At 26.2% G+C, this 18,308-nt stretch carries 16 protein-coding genes; 2 read left to right on the top strand and 14 right to left on the bottom strand.

Going from position 1 to position 18,308, the window contains the following annotated elements; translation table 11 throughout:
- Positions 1-58: 58 nt before the first annotated feature.
- The 14 genes from QOZ93_RS12725 to QOZ93_RS12660 all read right to left on the bottom strand — a co-directional run bounded on the left by QOZ93_RS12725 (position 59) and on the right by QOZ93_RS12660 (position 13,981).
- Positions 59-520, bottom strand: a complete 462-nt coding sequence (locus QOZ93_RS12725; RefSeq protein WP_111940493.1) for a P-loop NTPase family protein — start codon at positions 518-520, stop codon at positions 59-61.
- A gap of 92 nt (positions 521-612) precedes the next feature.
- The gene (locus tag QOZ93_RS12720) at positions 613-1,959 is read right to left on the bottom strand and encodes a radical SAM/SPASM domain-containing protein (protein ID WP_307356982.1); all 1,347 of its coding nucleotides are present in this window, start codon (positions 1,957-1,959) and stop codon (positions 613-615) included.
- A gap of 80 nt (positions 1,960-2,039) precedes the next feature.
- The gene (locus tag QOZ93_RS12715) at positions 2,040-2,174 is read right to left on the bottom strand and encodes a hypothetical protein (RefSeq protein ID WP_307356980.1); all 135 of its coding nucleotides are present in this window, start codon (positions 2,172-2,174) and stop codon (positions 2,040-2,042) included.
- Positions 2,175-2,299: 125 nt separating this feature from the next.
- Positions 2,300-3,607 carry a sensor histidine kinase gene (locus tag QOZ93_RS12710; protein WP_111940489.1) on the bottom strand — a complete coding sequence of 436 codons (1,308 nt, stop codon included), beginning with the start codon at positions 3,605-3,607 and terminating at the stop codon, positions 2,300-2,302.
- Positions 3,604-4,329 carry a LytR/AlgR family response regulator transcription factor gene (locus QOZ93_RS12705; protein ID WP_111940487.1) on the bottom strand — a complete coding sequence of 242 codons (726 nt, stop codon included), beginning with the start codon at positions 4,327-4,329 and terminating at the stop codon, positions 3,604-3,606. The genes QOZ93_RS12710 and QOZ93_RS12705 overlap by 4 nt, the downstream gene beginning before the upstream one ends.
- 194 nt (positions 4,330-4,523) lie before the next feature.
- Positions 4,524-5,285: an acyl-CoA dehydratase activase gene (locus QOZ93_RS12700; RefSeq protein WP_307356977.1), complete on the bottom strand. Its 762-nt coding sequence runs from the start codon at positions 5,283-5,285 to the stop codon at positions 4,524-4,526.
- 64 nt (positions 5,286-5,349) lie between these two features.
- Positions 5,350-5,601, bottom strand: a complete 252-nt coding sequence (locus QOZ93_RS12695) for a putative Se/S carrier protein (protein WP_111944328.1) — start codon at positions 5,599-5,601, stop codon at positions 5,350-5,352.
- Positions 5,602-5,684: 83 nt separating this feature from the next.
- Positions 5,685-6,944, bottom strand: a complete 1,260-nt coding sequence (locus tag QOZ93_RS12690; protein WP_307356974.1) for a double-cubane-cluster-containing anaerobic reductase — start codon at positions 6,942-6,944, stop codon at positions 5,685-5,687.
- Between the two features lie 260 nt (positions 6,945-7,204).
- On the bottom strand, positions 7,205-8,359 hold the full coding sequence (locus QOZ93_RS12685; RefSeq protein WP_307356972.1) for a double-cubane-cluster-containing anaerobic reductase: 1,155 nt from the start codon (positions 8,357-8,359) through the stop codon (positions 7,205-7,207).
- 67 nt (positions 8,360-8,426) lie between these two features.
- Positions 8,427-9,302 (bottom strand): uroporphyrinogen decarboxylase family protein, encoded by an 876-nt coding sequence (locus QOZ93_RS12680; protein ID WP_307356970.1) that lies wholly within the window; start codon positions 9,300-9,302, stop codon positions 8,427-8,429.
- Positions 9,286-10,251 carry a CobW family GTP-binding protein gene (locus QOZ93_RS12675; protein WP_307356968.1) on the bottom strand — a complete coding sequence of 322 codons (966 nt, stop codon included), beginning with the start codon at positions 10,249-10,251 and terminating at the stop codon, positions 9,286-9,288. Before QOZ93_RS12675 ends, QOZ93_RS12680 begins: the two co-directional genes overlap by 17 nt.
- A gap of 71 nt (positions 10,252-10,322) precedes the next feature.
- A complete protein-coding gene (locus tag QOZ93_RS12670; RefSeq protein ID WP_307356966.1) occupies positions 10,323-12,131 on the bottom strand; it encodes an ASKHA domain-containing protein in 1,809 nt (602 codons plus the stop codon).
- An 84-nt stretch (positions 12,132-12,215) separates the two neighbouring features.
- Complete coding sequence (locus tag QOZ93_RS12665) at positions 12,216-13,235, bottom strand: methylcobamide:CoM methyltransferase MtbA (RefSeq protein WP_111940473.1); 1,020 nt, start codon at positions 13,233-13,235, stop codon at positions 12,216-12,218.
- Positions 13,236-13,321: 86 nt separating this feature from the next.
- Positions 13,322-13,981 (bottom strand): corrinoid protein, encoded by a 660-nt coding sequence (locus tag QOZ93_RS12660; protein WP_307356963.1) that lies wholly within the window; start codon positions 13,979-13,981, stop codon positions 13,322-13,324.
- Between the two features lie 240 nt (positions 13,982-14,221).
- Between QOZ93_RS12660 and QOZ93_RS12655 the strand changes: the two genes are divergently transcribed.
- Together QOZ93_RS12655 and QOZ93_RS12650 are read left to right on the top strand one after the other, a co-directional pair.
- Entirely contained in the window at positions 14,222-15,793 is a 1,572-nt protein-coding gene (locus QOZ93_RS12655; RefSeq protein WP_307356961.1) for a M1 family metallopeptidase, read from the top strand.
- A gap of 182 nt (positions 15,794-15,975) precedes the next feature.
- Complete coding sequence (locus tag QOZ93_RS12650; protein ID WP_307356959.1) at positions 15,976-18,198, top strand: sensor histidine kinase; 2,223 nt, start codon at positions 15,976-15,978, stop codon at positions 18,196-18,198.
- Positions 18,199-18,308 lie beyond the last annotated feature (110 nt).

The raw sequence follows: 18,308 nt of genomic DNA, 5'->3' as shown, positions 1-18,308 counted from the left end.
TTTACACCTACTTTTAGATTATGAAATATTTCTGATGATAAGCTTAAAACCTTATTATTTATTTTTGTATATTCAATTCATTCTTATCTATAAGTTTATCACATATAAAATTTATCTCTTTCATATTAGATGAACATATAACTATTGGCAACTTATATTTATAATGTATTTCTTTTATAACATTTCTAATTTCTATAGATCCTTGTTCATCCAGATGATTAATTGGTTCTTTTAACATAACATATTTACTTCCTTTTAAAATCCTTATTGCAATAACCAACTTTTCTTTTATTTCTAATGAACAATTTTTCACTATTTTTTTTCTATAGTTATAAATGCCTAACATTTGTAAAACTTTATTCGCATCATACTTATTATTTTTATAAATTATAGAATACATTACTATATTTAAATATACGCTAAAAGAACTTATAAACATTATATCTTTTAGCATATTATCTATTTTTCTATTATCTTTAAAAAACATTCCATATATATGTTTATTATCTAATTGTTCCATGACAAATCACCCCCCATTTTATTTAATAATAAATCTATTTAATAAAATTTTGAGGATGTTTATCTTGAAAACACAAAAATTTGTATTAAACGTTAAATATTGTTCATTTTATTTATCTTAATCTTCTTAGCAAGTTCTATAATTATTCTTTCTGTCATCTTTTTATGCATCTCACACTCAATCTCACTTGTTTTATAAATTTCACCCGTATCAAAATAATTTAAGCCTAGACATCCATGGCAAAGGGTATTATTAAAACAATCTTTGCATTGTTTATAGTTAAACTTACTAAATTTAAAAAACTCATTTCTCATATTCTTAAACATTTCATTTTCAAAAGGATTTTTATCATGAATATTACCCATTTTAAATTGTTCTTGATCAATTAACATAAAACACGGATATATATCTCCTTTTGTAGATACTGCATAAACTGATAACCCTGCCTCACATAAATATTTACCTATTTTCTTATGTCTTATCCCCTTAATAATATCATCTATTAAATTATAGGTTTTTTCTAACTTAGCTTTATCTTCTTTTCCTAAAATATCTTTAACAGATTCTATAAAGACATTTCTATTTTGTAATGCAAATTGTTCTCCATTTACAGGAACTATGTGTAAATTATCTATATCAAATTCCCTTTTAGCATATTGAATTAAATCAACTATTTTAATTTTTTCTTCTTCATGAATTTTATTATATGTTATCTCTATTCCAGATGGCTGATTAGTTTTTTTCCTCATGTCTCTTATATTTTTTTCTACTAAAGAGGTGGTTCCTTTTTGATTTTTAAAAACACGAATTTTATCATTAATATAAGCCGGACCATCTATACTTACAGTAACAATAATATGATATTCATTTATTAAATTTAATAATCTTTCACTAGCACATGTACCATTAGTAACTAATCCTATGGTAGGTTTTTTATTCTTATCCTTTTCTTCTTTATATTTATTTTCTACATATTTACAAACATACTCTATGGCATCTAAATTCATGGTTGGTTCTCCACCAAACAATTGTATATTTTTTATTACCTCATATTTATTATAAAATACATCCAAAGCTAATTTTATATCCTCGATATTCATTAAACATTCTTCAGATTTATAATTTCCACCATTAGCATAACAATATTTACATGCCAAATTACAAGTATTTGTAATATTTAAACTTAATTTAAACAATTCATTTTCTTTTTCTTTAGTATGTAATTTTATATTTTGAACTTTATTTGAGTTAAGTAAATGAATAATTTTTGTTAATATCTCTTCTTTTATTTTGTATTTATCTAAAATTTCATTTTTAGTTTTATTTTGAATAATATCTTCAATGATATGTCTTGTAAATTCATTTATCTCATAAAACTTTAAAGTATCTGGGAAATAAACTATTTCAATATCTTCTTCTTTAATAAAATGTATCCTCATATTGCTCCCCCCAAAAACAAAAAAAGGAATTCAGCAAAATGACTGAATTCCTTTTTTTGTAGTAAATTAAAATTAATTTATTAGCATAAAAGTCCCCAACATCCGTCGCCACAAACCCATCCTGTGCCAAGTGCAGATGCTTCATCTTTATTTTCATCAACTAAAGTTTCTACGTCAAATTCTACTAAGCAAATTTCTTCTTGTCTTATATCCATTCTTTTTCCCTCCCCTGTAATTTAATATTTTACTTCATTTAGGATTCTATCATTTTATGATCTTTTTTTATTATATTTTACATGTATTTATGTTTTTTTGTCTTAAACGTAATATGTTACAACGTTTAAGATATAGATTTTTGTCTTATCCATACTTCCACGCTAAACATATTATTCCTAACTTCCATATTTAAAGTTATATTACTATATTGAGTTAATATTTCTTTTAAGTTGTATAATCCCAACCCTCTATTTTCTCCCTTAGTGGAAAAACCTTTTTCTTGTAATTTATAAATACAGATTTCATCTTCTTTACAACTGTTTTGTATTACAAAAACAAAACTATTTTCTCTTTTTACAATAGCAAAATTCAATATTTTCTCTGTAGTTTCTAAAGCTGCTTCTATTGCATTATCTAAAAGTATCCCAAAAATCCTTATGGAATCCATGTATTCTATAGGAATATACTCTATAATCTCTTGTATATCTATAAATGTTTTAATTGCATTATTGTCTGCCTTCATTAACTTTGATATAAGCAAAGATTTTAAAGGCATTATATGAATATTTTTTAACTTTACTATAAAATCATTATTATTTATGTAATTTTCCGTTGGCAGAATATTTTCTTTAAAATATTTTTCTAATTTATCATATTCCTTATTATCTATATATTCATTCATAGATAATAATATATTTTTATAATCATGTCTAAATTTTCTCATTCCATCATAAAGTGCTTCTATTTCACGTGAATACTCTTCAATGTTTTTCATCTCTTCATTTTTAATGTTTATCTCAAGTTCCTTTAAAGAATATTTATTAAATAAATAGGCACTAAATATAGATGAAAAAACCGTTGATAAAAATAAGATTAGTTGAGTTATATAAACTCTAGTATCCTTAATTCTTAAATGTTTATTTAATATAAAACTTGAAATTATGACAATTACACATAAAAATATATTAGCCCATATATAAATAGATTTTATATTTTTCTTTCTTGACTTCTCTGCTGTAAGATTAATTATCTCTTTAAAAATCCTACAAAAAATTTGTAAGAAAACAAATATTAATGACAAATATAATACATAGTAAACATATTTATCTCTTTGCTCAAAAATTATATTAGTTACTAGATTAGATAATATATCACTTAATAAATATGATGTTATAAGTATTGTAGTATTAATAAAACTTATTCTTTTATTTTTATTTCCTAGAATTTTGTACATAAAGAAAAATCCAATGAAAATAACACCTATGCTTAATTCAATAGCTTCTACATAATCCCCCAATATTATAGCAAAAACTATCATACAAATTAATAAAAAATTATTTTTAAAATTGCTTTTTATATCTCCTAAAAAGTAAAAATTATTAATTAACATTATCCCCACACAAGAACATAATATCAAACTAATATTTTTCACTTCATAAGTCCTCCAATATATCTAAAGGAAATTAAGCATTGTTCTCCATTAACCATGTATATTATTCTTCTTCTTTTATCTAATTCTTTCACATTATTTTTATTAACTATATAAGCTCTATGGCATCTGTAAAACTCTTCCGGCAGCTTTTCCTCTAACTCTTTTAACGTACCGTAAATTTCTAATTGTTTTCTTTTTTGATGAATTATAAGTTTATGGGGGACTGGTGATGTTTCTATAAACAGAATATCATCTAAATTAATATTAATAACTCTATCATCCTGTTTCAATCTGAAAAACTTATGCACATTATTTTTTCTATAGTAGCTATGATCTATATATTCTAGGCATTTTTCAATTCTATATTCTATTTCATCAAAACTATCTTTAATTATATAATCCATAGCTTCTACTTTATATTTAAAAGTTAAAAAACTCATTTCAGAATGAGTTGTTACAAATATTATATACCCTAGCGCATCTTTTTTTCTTATTTGTTCAGCTAACTTTATACCATTAATACCATCTTTTAATTCTACATCAAAAAAATATATTCCTCTTAAATTCTCTTTACTGTTAGTATAATCAATAACATCTTTAGGATTGCTTGTACATAATTCTAGTTTAAAATCATAATTATTTTTAGCAATTACTATCTCAATAATATCTTTAAATTTTTGTAGCTGGATTTCATTATCTTCGCATATTACTATAGACAGCATTCTCTTTTCTCTCCTTTTATTGATAAAATACGCTAAATAAATTCTTAAAACCTAGCTTTTTTATTATATTATACTTTATAATGTACATATTTATCAACATTACTTATATTTAACATAAAAATCCATAGAACTTGGGATTTCTATGGATTTTTATCATATTTTTCGACTTATATTATTTAAGATTATTATATTTTTTATTTAATTTTTTTAGCAAGTAATGCTGCCCCTATAGCCCCTGCAAATCTTGCATTTGGACATGTATCTATTTCCTTGCCTAATTTTTTAGCAAGACTTTTTACTATATAATTACATTCACAAAGCCCGCCTGTTAAGAAATATTTTCTTCCTTCATCTTGTCTACCGCATAATGATTTAACTTTACTTACTATAGAATCAATAATAGCATAAGCTATATCTTCTCTTTTTTCTCCTCTTCCAATTAAACTTATTACTTCTGATTCTGCAAATACAGTACACATTGAACTTATTGTAACTCCACCACCATTTTCCGCAAGATTACATAGTTCATTAATACTTATTCCTAATACATTTGCCATAATTTCTAAAAATCTACCTGTTCCAGCTGAACATTTATCATTCATTATAAAATCAGTTACCATACCATTTTCTAAAGTTATAACCTTAGTATCTTGTCCTCCTATATCTATTACAGTACAATCATCTTCATACAAATAGCTTGCACCTTTACCATGACATGTAATTTCCGTAATAGTTTTATTAGCATATGGGACTGAAATTCTTCCATATCCTGTAGCTACAACTTTATAATCTTCTTTTTTGATATTAAATTTATGTTCTATTTTTTCTTTTATAGTATTGGCTGTTTCTATACTACTCCATCCCGTTGGCATAGTAAAAGTTTCCTTTAATTCTTCCTTTTCAAATATAGCCACCTTTGCTGCTGTAGATCCAATATCAACTCCTATGTAATACATAAACGCACCTCCTTTTTATTACTAAATAGAAATACATTAATCTATGTAACTAATTCTAATAGTACTATGCATAAAAATTTTTAATTTCTTTTTTAAGCGGGAAAAAACCTGTTACATCTATATTATTCTGTTTTACTATTTCTTTAATTTTATCTTCATTATCTTTATAATATTTAATAGAAATTCCACAACAAGAAGCTAATTTTCTTGGAGTTGGTGAAACCACATACTTAATTCCTTCTTGTTTTAATAGGCTTTCCAGCTTCATTCCCTCTGTATAATTAGGAAATAATATATAATATTCTACTTTTTCCATAAAACCATCCCTTAATGCCAAGAGTTCTTCACCCTTATAGAATGAGGAACTCCTGATTTATTACTTTATAAAAATTATATCTATTAAATTATTTCTAAAAAGGCTTCTATTCTAGTTTTTATTTGTCCTGAATCTTCATTTGAATAATCAGTTTCTATTCTCATAACTGGAATATTATTTTGTTTTAATTTTTTTTGTAATGGATCTGATTCAATTGAATAAGTATGACAGAAAGATAAACCATAATCTATAACACCATCTACATCATACTCTTCTGCATATCTAATTACATCATCAGCTCTTCCTTCATTTGGTGTGAAACATGCACAATTTACATTTAAATATCTCTTAGCCATATTAGATACTAGTTCGTCTATAGTATCTCCCTCTGCGGATACTAAGTTTTCAAAATATCTAGTTCCTGTGCAAGTTTCCTCTGCTACAACTTCTGCATTTAGATTTTCTATGATATAGTGTAACTTCCAATTTGGAAGAGCCATTGGAGTTCCTGTAATTAAAATTCTCTTTTTGCCTGTATCTTTTAAAGTTTTTACTCTTTCCTCTAATTCATCACATAATTCATTAACTTTTGTAATAAATCTTTCAGGTTCATCATAAAAAGCTATTTGACTTATTAACAAACAATCAAGTCCACTAATTGGTGATGATCTATGTTTTCTTAGGTCATAAAGTCTTTTTAATGCTTGTCTCTTTCTATTGCATAAATCTATAGCTTTTTTAAGATTTTCAACTGTAACTTTATTTCCTGTAAACTCCTCCATCTTAGCTATAAATAATTTAATTTCATTTTCCCACATTTTAAAATCTTTTTCTCTTTTCATTTGTGGTAAATCCATTACATGAATAGGCTTTTGTTTACCTATAATCTCCCAAGCTTTTTTCTTACCATCACAAGTAGTTTCTCCAACTAACATATCGCAAGATAAGAAATATGGACAGGTACGATCAACTAAAGCTCCTGTAAATGCCTTAATTAATGGACATATATTTTTAGGTAAAACTTTTTCTCCACCTTCTATCCAAAATTGAGAGCCAGCACAAAGTCCTACTCCTATAGAATTTGTTGCTAAAATAACTTCATCAGGAACAAAAACACAGAATGTACCAATAACTTTTTTCCCTTGTTTTTTAGCATCTTCTAATTCCTGAATTCTTGCCCCATGAACTTCTGATACTACAAAGTTAAAATAATTCATTCCCTCTGGTCTATTTTCTTGCTCCATATACACAGATCCGTAAAGCTCAGGAAGTATTTTACATAATTGATCATGTTTTTCTAAGTCGACATTTAATTGTGTCCACATTTTTCTATAATCACCCATAATAATCCTCCTAAATATATAATAATTTTTATTTTTGAATATTGATTATGTTTACTTTAATTTATTTGCATATTTTATTTTTTAAATGTGCACATATGAATATTTTTATTGAAAATCATGTACATTTTTGTATTTCAAAATAAACTTTTGTCTAATTCAATCTTAACATATTTTTCAAAATTTTTTTGCTATTTATTATATTTATTTAGAATTTTTTTATTGTTTTTATATATATAAATATTTTCATCTATTGAAAATTTCTATAACATTTCTATAAAAGCGGCTATTCTTGTTTTTAACTGCCCTGTATCTGACTCTGAATAGTCAGTTTCTATATTCATATATGGAGTATTTTTTTCTTTCATAATAAATTCCTTAATTCTATGAGTTTCAACATTAAATGTATGACATGCTTGAAGTTCAACATCAATAACCCCATCTACTTTATAATCATCTATTAATTCGTCTAAAATACTAATTCTATTGTCATTAGGTGCCATTACGGAACATCCTATATTTAAATATTTTTCTGACAATGCTTTATATACATCTTTATTTTCATCCTCATCAACTAATCTAGCATTTGATTTTACCCCACCACAGTTTTCATAACAAACTACAACTCCACCACTTTCCTCTATAATTTTTATAACCTTATTTGATGACCCTCCAATAGGGCAACCTGTAACTAAAATTCTTTTTAAATCTTTATCTACGGTTCTCTTTCCTTCTTTATATTCCCTTTTTATAGTATCTATCATTTCTTTTATTCTTTTATTCTGTTCATCCTTGTCTAAGGAAAATCCAACCCCCTCTAATACAGTTTGCATTTCATATCCTGTAATTGCTGGTGGTTCTAGTCTTCCAAGTTCATAAAACTCTCTTAATAATTGTCTTTCACAATTACACTGTTTTATTGTTTTTCTTATTTCGTCTTCACTAATTTCTATATTAAATTCAGCTTCTAATCTTTCTTTAAAAATTTCTATTTCCTTTGCCCAAATATCAAATACATAATCCCTATCTAAAGTTTGCGGTAATTGCATTACATGCATTGGCTTTAATTTTGATAATAATTCATACATTTTTTTCTTTCCATCACAAGTAGTTTCCCCCACTATTATGTCTGAAAAATATGTAAAAGGACACTTTTGACTTAATGCAAATCCATAAGATGATTTAATTAATGGACATAAATTTTTAGGTAAATGTCTCTCTGCATCTGGAATAGGTTCATCACTCATCCCACATAACCCTACTGGAATTGCCCCTGCTGCATAAATTATTTCTTTTGGTGTAAATGTGCAAAATGTTCCTACTACATGCTTACCTTGATCCTTAAATTCTTTAACTTTAACAAACGCATTTCTTCTAGCTTCGCTAAATTCATTAAAATGTTCTGGTAAATTAGCCATTATACTTCTCTCCTTATTTTTTATAAATTCAAATTTTAAATATTCATAATTTTAAAACACATATATTTTAATATAAGATAATTTTATATACTGAGTTGTCTTTTAAATGAAGAGGCGTCCTTTTTATACATGCATGTCCAACAATTTTGATATCAGGTCTTTTCTTTAAAACACTAATTACGCCTTGTCCATAAGTTAAATTTTCATCATAACTTATCTTTTCCTCATCTGAAAGTTCTATATTATAAAATCCACAACTTGCTTTTCCACAAACATGGATTAATGCATCATCTATTTCATTTCCTAAAGTTTTTAATATTCTTATGGAGGCTTTTGCACTTACTTCTTTAAATACCTTAGGCCCTACCAAATCTAAAGTTCCTACTGGATCCCCATATGATATTATTTTTGCACCTCTCTTAACTCCCTCTTTTGCATATTTTATTATGCTATCTTCTATTACACCTATAAATTTATCTATTGCCTCTCTATTTTTTCTTATAGCTTTATAAAATATAGTAGAATCTATTAATGAGGATATTATAGTAAAAGGACCTTCTACGTTTAAAATTACATTTTCTCCTTGTCTCGCTAGTTTTTCTATAGCATCTAAAACCTCTTTTATTCTTCCGTTATTCAAATCTATTTCTTTTATGTTTTCTAATTCGTCTATAGAATTAAATAAATACTTTTCCACCCTTGGTCCTGTTTTTTCATCTCCTAATTTTATATATCCTCCAAAAGCTTCTGCCTCTACTGTATTACAAAATGGAAGCCTACAAAAGTCATCTCTTCTATGCACCTTTAATGCTTTTGATAGTATACTCATATACTCTCCCTTAGTATGTGCCTTTGGGAAGGTTAAACCTGTCTTTTGTATTATATCCTCTGGAATATTTTCCAAATTATCTCCTATACACTTAAAATTAATTTTTTCTCTCAATCTTTTTCCCTCTTTTCATACCCTTAAATAAAAGCTTTATTTTATTTGTATTTAATTTTTTTCCAATTACACATATTTTATTGCTTGATTTTAAATCACTTTCCATAACCGTAAATTTACCACCAACATAATTAAATTCCAATGTATTATTATTTCCCTGTAAAATTCCTTTTGCTCTGTATACCTCTCCAAATTCTATATTTTTTAATGACTTAAGCTTTTTTAAAAGTTTTTCTTTTGAAAAAATATTATCTATATGAAAACTAATTGATGTAAACTCCTTTAATTCTTTCATTTCCTTTTCAGATAAAAAATCATTCAAGCTATTTTTATTTAAAATGTCTGTATTTTCTATTCTTTTACTTTTCAAGCTCCTGTCTAATTCCTCTAGAGATAAATCTATAAAATTTTTATGAGTTATATAAGATTTTTTATTAATTTCTCTAAGTGATATTACTATCCTATCTAATTGGTCTTGCTCAATTTTGTTTGTTTTACTTATAAATAAGTTATTAGCATTAATAATTTGATCTTTGAAAAATTCACCAAATACTTCATTTTGTTCTAAATAATTTTCTCCATCCACTATAGTTATTACAGATTCCACCTTACAATTTTTTCTAAACTTCTCTTCATTTAATATTTTTAAAATTTCACTTAATTGTCCTAAACCAGTAGGTTCTATTATTATATTATCCGGCTTAATTTCACCTATAATTTTTTCCAATGCATCATAAAAATTTATCTTTAAAGAACAACATATACACCCACTAGGGAGTTCCATTACTTCATATCCTTCTTTTTTCACTATATCTCCATCAATACTTGCTTCTCCAAATTCGTTTTCTAAGATAACATTATTTTGATTTTTTAATAATTCCAAAAACTTTATAATAAACGTGGTTTTTCCAGCTCCTAAAAATCCAGATACTACATGTACTTTAATCATCCTAAAACTTCCTTTTTTATTTTAATTTATGACCTCTTGTTAAATAAATGTTTATTAAACTAGTATTACTATTAGAAAGTTAAGCACTTAGTAAATAACTTTTCATATCCTTCTTTTGTTGATAACTCAAAATACCTTATCTCTTTTGCAATAACTTGCATTTCTTTTCTTATTTCTTGTGATAAAAGACACATTAATGCTCCTGTTTTTGAAGAATTTCCAACATAATTTATCTTATCTTTTAAGACTTCAGGAATTATTCCAACTCCTGTTAAGCTATTAATTTTCAAGTGTTTCCCGAACTGTCCTGCTATAACTACTTCATCTAAATCATCCATAGTAATTTCCATTAAATCAAGTAATGCATAAAAACCGGAAGAGATAGCTCCCTTTGCTAATTGAACCTGTCTTATGTCTTCTTGTGTAATAACTATAGGATTTTTTTCATCTTTTACAATTATAAATTTTCTTTTTTTATCTTCATCTATAATCCTTGAAGCTAATTCTTTTTTTCCTTCTTCTATCAATTTTTCTGCTTTTTTAATCCTTCCTGATTTTGCAATTATTCCATTTTTCCACACTTCAGAAATAGATTCTAATATTCCACTTCCACAAATTCCTATAGGTTTTTCATTACCTATAGTTTGAATATTTATAGAGTTATCATTAATTTGTATCCCCTCTATAGCTCCTTCTGCAGCTCTCATCCCACAACTTATGTTAGCACCCTCCAAAGCTGGTCCTGCTGCACAAGAACATGAAGTTAATTGTCCCTTTTTAGATAATATAATCTCTCCATTAGTTCCTATATCAATAAATAATACATTTTTATTTGTATGTTTTAAATTTGCAACAACAGCACCTGCAACAATATCCGCACCTATATAACTAGATACCCCTGGGAGACAATATAATTTTGCAAACATAGATGTTTCAAGACCTATATCTTTAGCATCTATGTATTTTTCTCTTGAAAATACTGTGGCATAAGGTGCTTTTCCAATAGCATATGTATCTATATTAAGTAATAGATGCATCATAGTAGCATTAGCTCCTATACAAATTTCATATACGTTATTTTTATTAATCTTATATTTACTATATAAACTATTTAATAAATCATTTAAACACTTAACTATTGCTTTATGTAAAATTTCTAAACCATTTTCTTTCCTTTTTACAAAATCTATTCTTGATAATACATCAAGTCCATATTCTTTTTGAGGATTAATAGAAGTTTTAGATCCTAATTCTTTTCCAGTCTTTAGATCTATAAGAGATACAACTACGGTTGTAGATCCTATGTCCACTGCTGCACCGTAAACCTTATCAGTAGTATCCATTGCTTCAATTCCTATAACTTGATTTCCTGCATAAATAATAGTTGCTTCTTCATACTTAAATGCTTCACTTAATTCTTTCAAAAACCTTTGGCCTTCTAAAATTATTTTTTGTCCTAAAACTTTTTCTAATAGTTCTTCATAAGAAATATTATTATGTAAAGTTGGTTTTTCTAATTTCACTAATTCTTTTCTTATCATAGGATTTTTATTAAATTTAGGCATATATCCATCAGATAAAATTTTATGTTTTAATTGTTTTTTATTTATATATTCAATTTCTATATCTCCTTGGGGATAAATAAGACAACTAAGTCTTACACCTGATTCTAATTCTTCTTTAGAAAGGAATTTTAATTCTTCATTAGTTATTTTTCCAACAGCTCCCCTTAAAACCCTTATTTTGCACTTACCACAAAACCCTTTGCCTCCACATGGACTTTCTAAAATAATACCATTTTCTTGAAGAATATCTAAAAGCTTTTCTCCCTTATTAAAATATATAATCTTATCTTCAGGATAAATTTTTATAACATTCATTTATAATTTCCTCCATTTTTACAAACTAAAAGCTTTCAATTTTATCTAATCGAAAGCTTTTAGTTTTTTATTTATAAACCTATATTACTTGAATCCTTTAGCTGAAGTAACCATAGCTTGGATATTATTTAGAGGGGTTCTAGCTCCAATTCCACAAGCTGGTGCGATTATGTTTGCCCCATTTTTTATACATACTTTAGTAATTGTTGCCACACTTTCAGCTGAATTTTTTTCTAAAGCAAGTGTACTAACATTTCCCATTATGGCCTTATTAGTAACATTATCCATAACATCCTTTATAGATGATAATGAGTCAATGCTAATAGCATCACTATAAAGTTCATTCAACTGTTCATAAACACTCTTTAATCTTCCACAAATATGTACGATTGTACCTCCCTTTGCAAAAGATTTTAAACTTAATAATATTTTATTTAGATAAGGTATAGCAAACTCTGAAAACATTTTAGGTCCTAAAATTTCTCCTGTACCACTAGGATCTGAAATTGTAAGAATATCCGCTCCCGCTTCTAATTGAGCCTTTCCAAAAGCTATTAAATTTTCAGTCACAAATTCCATAAACTCATGAACTTCATTTGGTTTTTTTCTTAGCGCCTTATAATATTCTATAGGATCTACTAAAGAAGATGCCAAACTTACTGGTCCAGTCAAATTACCGATTACAGGTACATCCTTATTTCTCTTCTTCAAAATTTTGATTGCATCTAAAACTACCTTTGTCCTACCTTGCTTAATATCAATATCGTTTAGAGTTTTCCACTCATCAACTGAATTAATAGGATATTCTATAACCCTTGGTTCTGTTATTTCAGTTCCCATAAATACTTTTGCTCCTAATGATTCCGCTTCTACTGTCATACAAAATGGAACCCCAAAATTTTCAAATGCTCCATTTTCATACATACCCTCTGTTAAATCCGCCATTAGCTTTGGATCTAAATGTGCCTCTGGCCATTTAGCACCTGTAATCTCCATTACGTCTTTTATAATCATATTCATCATTCCACCTGGACAAATACAAGGTGGCCTGTCCACTTTTTCTTTTTGTAAAGACTTAATTAATCTTTCCTTTGGTGTAAGCACCTCTTTCACCTTCCTTATAAGTAGAAACTTTCTTTTTACTGTCTTAAATATTTAGTATTTATAGTGAGCCTTTAATTATAAATTAACTATGCTAATTTTTTAGTTACTAATTCCTTTGCAAGACGTGCTGCCTTTGAAGCTTCTGGTGCATAACCATCTGCACCTATTTTATCGGCAAAAGTTTGTGAAATTGGTCCACCACCAACCATAACTACTACATTATCTCTCATACCCTCTTTTTCTAATAAATCAATAACAACTTCCATATTATCCATAGTAGTAGTCATTAAAGTAGACATTCCTATCATATTCGCTCCAATTTCTTTAGCCTTATTTATAAATTCAATTGGAGGAACATCTCTTCCTAAATCTACAACATCAAATCCTGTAGTTTCTAACATTATTTTAAATAGATTTTTACCAATATCATGTGTATCACCTTCAACAACACCAACTACAGCTTTATAATTTTTATCCGTTTTTTCTCTTTTAAGATGTGGTCTTAAAACTTCCAGCCCAGCATACATAGCATCAGAACACATTAAAAGTTCAGGAATATAATACTCTTCTTCTTCATATAATTTTCCTGCCTTATCCATACCCTTTGCAAGTCCATTTGCTATTCCATCATAAGCTTCAAAATTATTTTCTATAAATTTTTTTGCTGAATCTACAGCTAATTCATCATCCATATCTACTACTGATGATGAAAGTTCTTCTAATAAATCTTTTTTTAAATCTGACATTTAAATTCCTCCTAAATTAACCTACGCTTTTATGTCGCCAAAATTCCCCAATTTTTATTATCTTGTCCTATTAACATTTTACTCTATTGTGATAATTACTTTAAATTCAAATTTCAAATAGTAACTATATTTTCTATAGTTTATTTATATATATTAACTTTTTTGAAAAACTTAATTTGAATATTTTTATATAAAGCTGACAATAATTTATAACAAAACCTTAAGGAGGATTCTTTTTTAATGAAAAGGACTAATAAGCACAACACACACAAAAAAATATATATATCTTTAATCTCTATATCTCTCTTTATGATGTCATTTTTATATTTATTTTACTTTAAAGATAACTTTTCTGTCTTTAATGATCAAAACAAGCCTGAAAAGAAAATAACGGACTATACTATAAATGTACACTTCCTTGAAAAAGAAAAAAAACTTTATGGTAAAGAAAGTATTAATTTTTTTAATAATTACAATAAACCCTTAAATAAATTAGTCTTTCATCTATATGCTAAAGGTTTTAATAATAAAGATACTGCTCCTTCTATAGATCAAGATTTTGAAAATTCATCTACTGATTCTTTGGGAAATATAAAAATAAAGTCAGTGCATATAGATAACAAATCTATTAATTTCACTACTAATAATCAAATTTTAAAAATATCTTTAACTCCCTTACTAAAACCAAAAAAAAATCTTAAAATAGATATAGACTTTGAACTTACAATTCCCAATGGAAGAGATAGATTAGGATATTTTAATGATCAATATTCCATTACTAACTGGTACCCTATATTATCTATCTTTGATGAAAAGACAGGAACATGGGATGAAAATTCATTTTATAAAATAGGAGAGTCAAATCATAGTTCAATCTCTAACTATTGTATAAACTTGACTGTTCCTAAGAACATGATAGTAGTATCTAGTGGAAAAACTATTTCGGAAACCCCTAACAATGAAACTAAAAAACTAAATATTATTTGTTCTAAATCAAGAGATTTTGTACTATTCATGAGTCCTTATTATAAGAAAATCAGCAAAAAAATTAACAATACAACTATAAACAGTTATTACTTAGAATATAATAAGGAATCAGAAATAAATAAAGATAAAAAAGGATTTATTTTATGTCCTAAATACATATCTCAAAGATTACTTTCTCTTTGTATGAATTCTTTTAAATATTTTAATGAAAAATTTGGTTCATATAATTATACTGAATTAAACATAGTAGAAAGTTATCTAACGGGTGGTGCTATGGAATATCCTCAAGTAATCCAAATGGGTAATTATACAAGAATTCCCATTAGAAATTATAGCTTAAATGAATGGTTAAATACAGAAAATTTAATATGCCCTCTTTGGATCGATGAAGCTATAGTTCATGAAACTGCCCATCAATGGTGGTACTCAATGGTTGGAAATAATGAATTTAAAGAACCTTTTTTAGATGAAAGCTTAGCTGAATTTTCTACAAGAATGTTTTTTAAAAAAAATTATCAAAATATAACTCGAAAAAAAGCTATTCCAGCCCTAACTAAAGAAAATTTTTTAACCTCTCCCCCCATATCTTCAAGTGTAAACCACTTTAATAACTGGAGAGATTATAGTCAAATAATTTATAATAAAGGTGCATTATTGTTAGAAAGCCTTACAGAAGATTTAGGTGAAGAAAAGGTATTCACCATATTAAATGAATACTTTTATGAACATAAATACAAAATTGCTACTATAAAAGATTTTTTAGATATAGTTGAAAAAAATAGTAATAAAAAAATACGAAAAAAGTTAGATTTAATATTAAAATAGTAAATATTAAAATTTCTCCGTGTTATTATTATAATTTTTAGAAAATTAAGGTATTTTAAAGGAGTTTAGAACCTTTTATAGAATATATTTATAGAATATTGAAATATATTCTAACATTCTATAAATATGATAATTAATACTCATTTTTATAAATATTTTATTTACTTTTGGGGGATGATTTTTTGAATTACACTTTATCAAATTTGGGATATTTAAAAAGTAAAAAAACATTATTAAAAAAACTATCTAATAGTATTTTAAAAGCTACAAATATAAGTAATTTATTTTATTTTCTTTGTAAATTTTTTGCTATTTTAACTGATAGTAAATTAGTTCAAGGTGTATTAACTATTGATGATGATAACTATCTAATAAATGAATTTGATTCTAAAAATTCTAATTTTGAAAAAACCCATAGTCGAAAAAATTATATAAATTCTAAAACATTAAAAAAAGTTGATTCTGATATCAATGAAATTCTTAATATTATACATAAAAAATTTATTAATTTAAAAAATCCTGTGTCTTATAAAGAACTATATATTAATAACATTTGTACGTCCTATAACGAAAAATTTAAGGATTATCATTTTATACCTGTATACATAGAAAATTCTATGTATGGTTTCTTAATAATCCAAAGTGATATTAATCACTATTTAACTAATGACATAATTAGATATATAACGGAGTTAATATTACTTCAAGCATCTAATACATTGACTAATATATATAAAAAAGATTCTTCGACTTATATAAATGATAATATTTGTGATACTGAACAACTTATATCTAATATTTTAGGCAAGCCATCTAGTATTATATGTATAACTACTATAGACGGATATATCACATTTTGTAGCAGGAATTCTGAAGAAATTTTAGGTTATCCGAGTAATTTTTTAGTAGGGAAAAGACTTTTTCCTTTAATTCATAAGGACTATAAAGAAGAATTTATACAAAAATACAAAAAAACCTTAATAGATAATATAAACAACTATGCTGAAATTCTTTTCAAATGCTATGACGGCACTTTTACTAAGGTAAAGATGTCGCCAAAATGTATATTAGATGTACATAAAAACATTGTTGGCATAATGTTTACAATTTCTACTGTTAATAATTCATTAAAAAATACTCAACCTATTAACTTTCAGAACAATAAATTATTAGATTTAAATCCCTTTGGAATTTTTATGACCAAAAATGGCATTATAACACATAGCAATAAAATGGGACTAAATCTTTTAAATATTAATGACGTAGAACAATGTTTAAATAAATCTATATATGATTTTTTTGATTTAGCTGAAGATTATCATAGAAATTATAACGAAAAACAAGTATTTTTATTTGATAATACCTATGCAGATTGTTTAGGCAAAAAAGTTATAAGAAAAAGGGATGGCAAACCCTACTACTTGGAAACTTTATCTTTTACTACTAATGGAATTCCTACTGGTTATATACTTATTCTTATAAAAAACATAGAAAATGTATATAACTCTCAATATACAGAAGAACTATACAAAAAAATAGAAGAAAAAACTACATTATTAAATAAAACAATAGAATATGATAAATTACGTTCAGAATTTTTTGCTAATATATCTCATGAACTAAGAACTCCTATTAATGTTATTTATTCCGCCTTACAACTTTTAAACATAAACTTGTCTTCTGTTTTGCCAGATTATGAAGACTCCGACATTTTCAACAAGAGAATCTTAATAATACAACAAAATTGTTTTAGGTTAATTAAATTAATCAATAATTTAATTGATTCTACTAGAATAGATGCTGGATTTTATCAATTAACTTTTTCTAAATGCAATATTATATCTATAATTGAAGATATAACTCTTTCTGTATGTGATTATGTTGAAAACAAAGGAATAAAATTAATTTTCGATACTGATATTGAGGAAAAATACACCTACTGTGACATTGAAAAAATTGAAAGAATAATGCTTAACTTAATTTCAAATGCAGTAAAGTTTACAGATAAGGGTGGAAGTATTTTTGTAAATTTACACAACAAAGGTACATACCTCCTAATTTCCATTGAAGATACTGGAGTAGGTATCCCTAAAGAAAAATGTAACACTATTTTTCAACGTTTTGTACAAGTAAATTCAACTAGAAAAAGAGAGGGTGAAGGTAGTGGAATAGGACTTAGTTTAGTTCGGTCATTAGTGGAAATGCATAGTGGAAACATATGGGTGGAAAGTAAACTTAATAAAGGAACTACCTTTACCATTCAATTACCTTATTGCGTAGATCCAAACACTTTTATTAACAAAAACACCAATAATACTATAAATATTAACTATTCAAATCACCATGTAGGTAATTTAAATAATACAAATTCTGATGCTATAAAAATAGAATTCTCAGATATATAAATCTTTACAATAGTTATAAAAAAGGGGCTGTCGCACTAAAAAATAGTGCGACAGCTTTTTGCGTAAAAAATAAATCTCCCACTCGAAAGAGTGAAAGATTTATAGTAAAA

It is taken from the genome of Hathewaya limosa (genome assembly GCF_030815255.1).
GTDB classification, from domain to species: Bacteria; Bacillota; Clostridia; order Clostridiales; family Clostridiaceae; genus Hathewaya; species Hathewaya limosa.
Note: the sequence above shows the minus strand (reverse complement) of the source record. Positions and strands in the feature narration are given on the sequence as shown.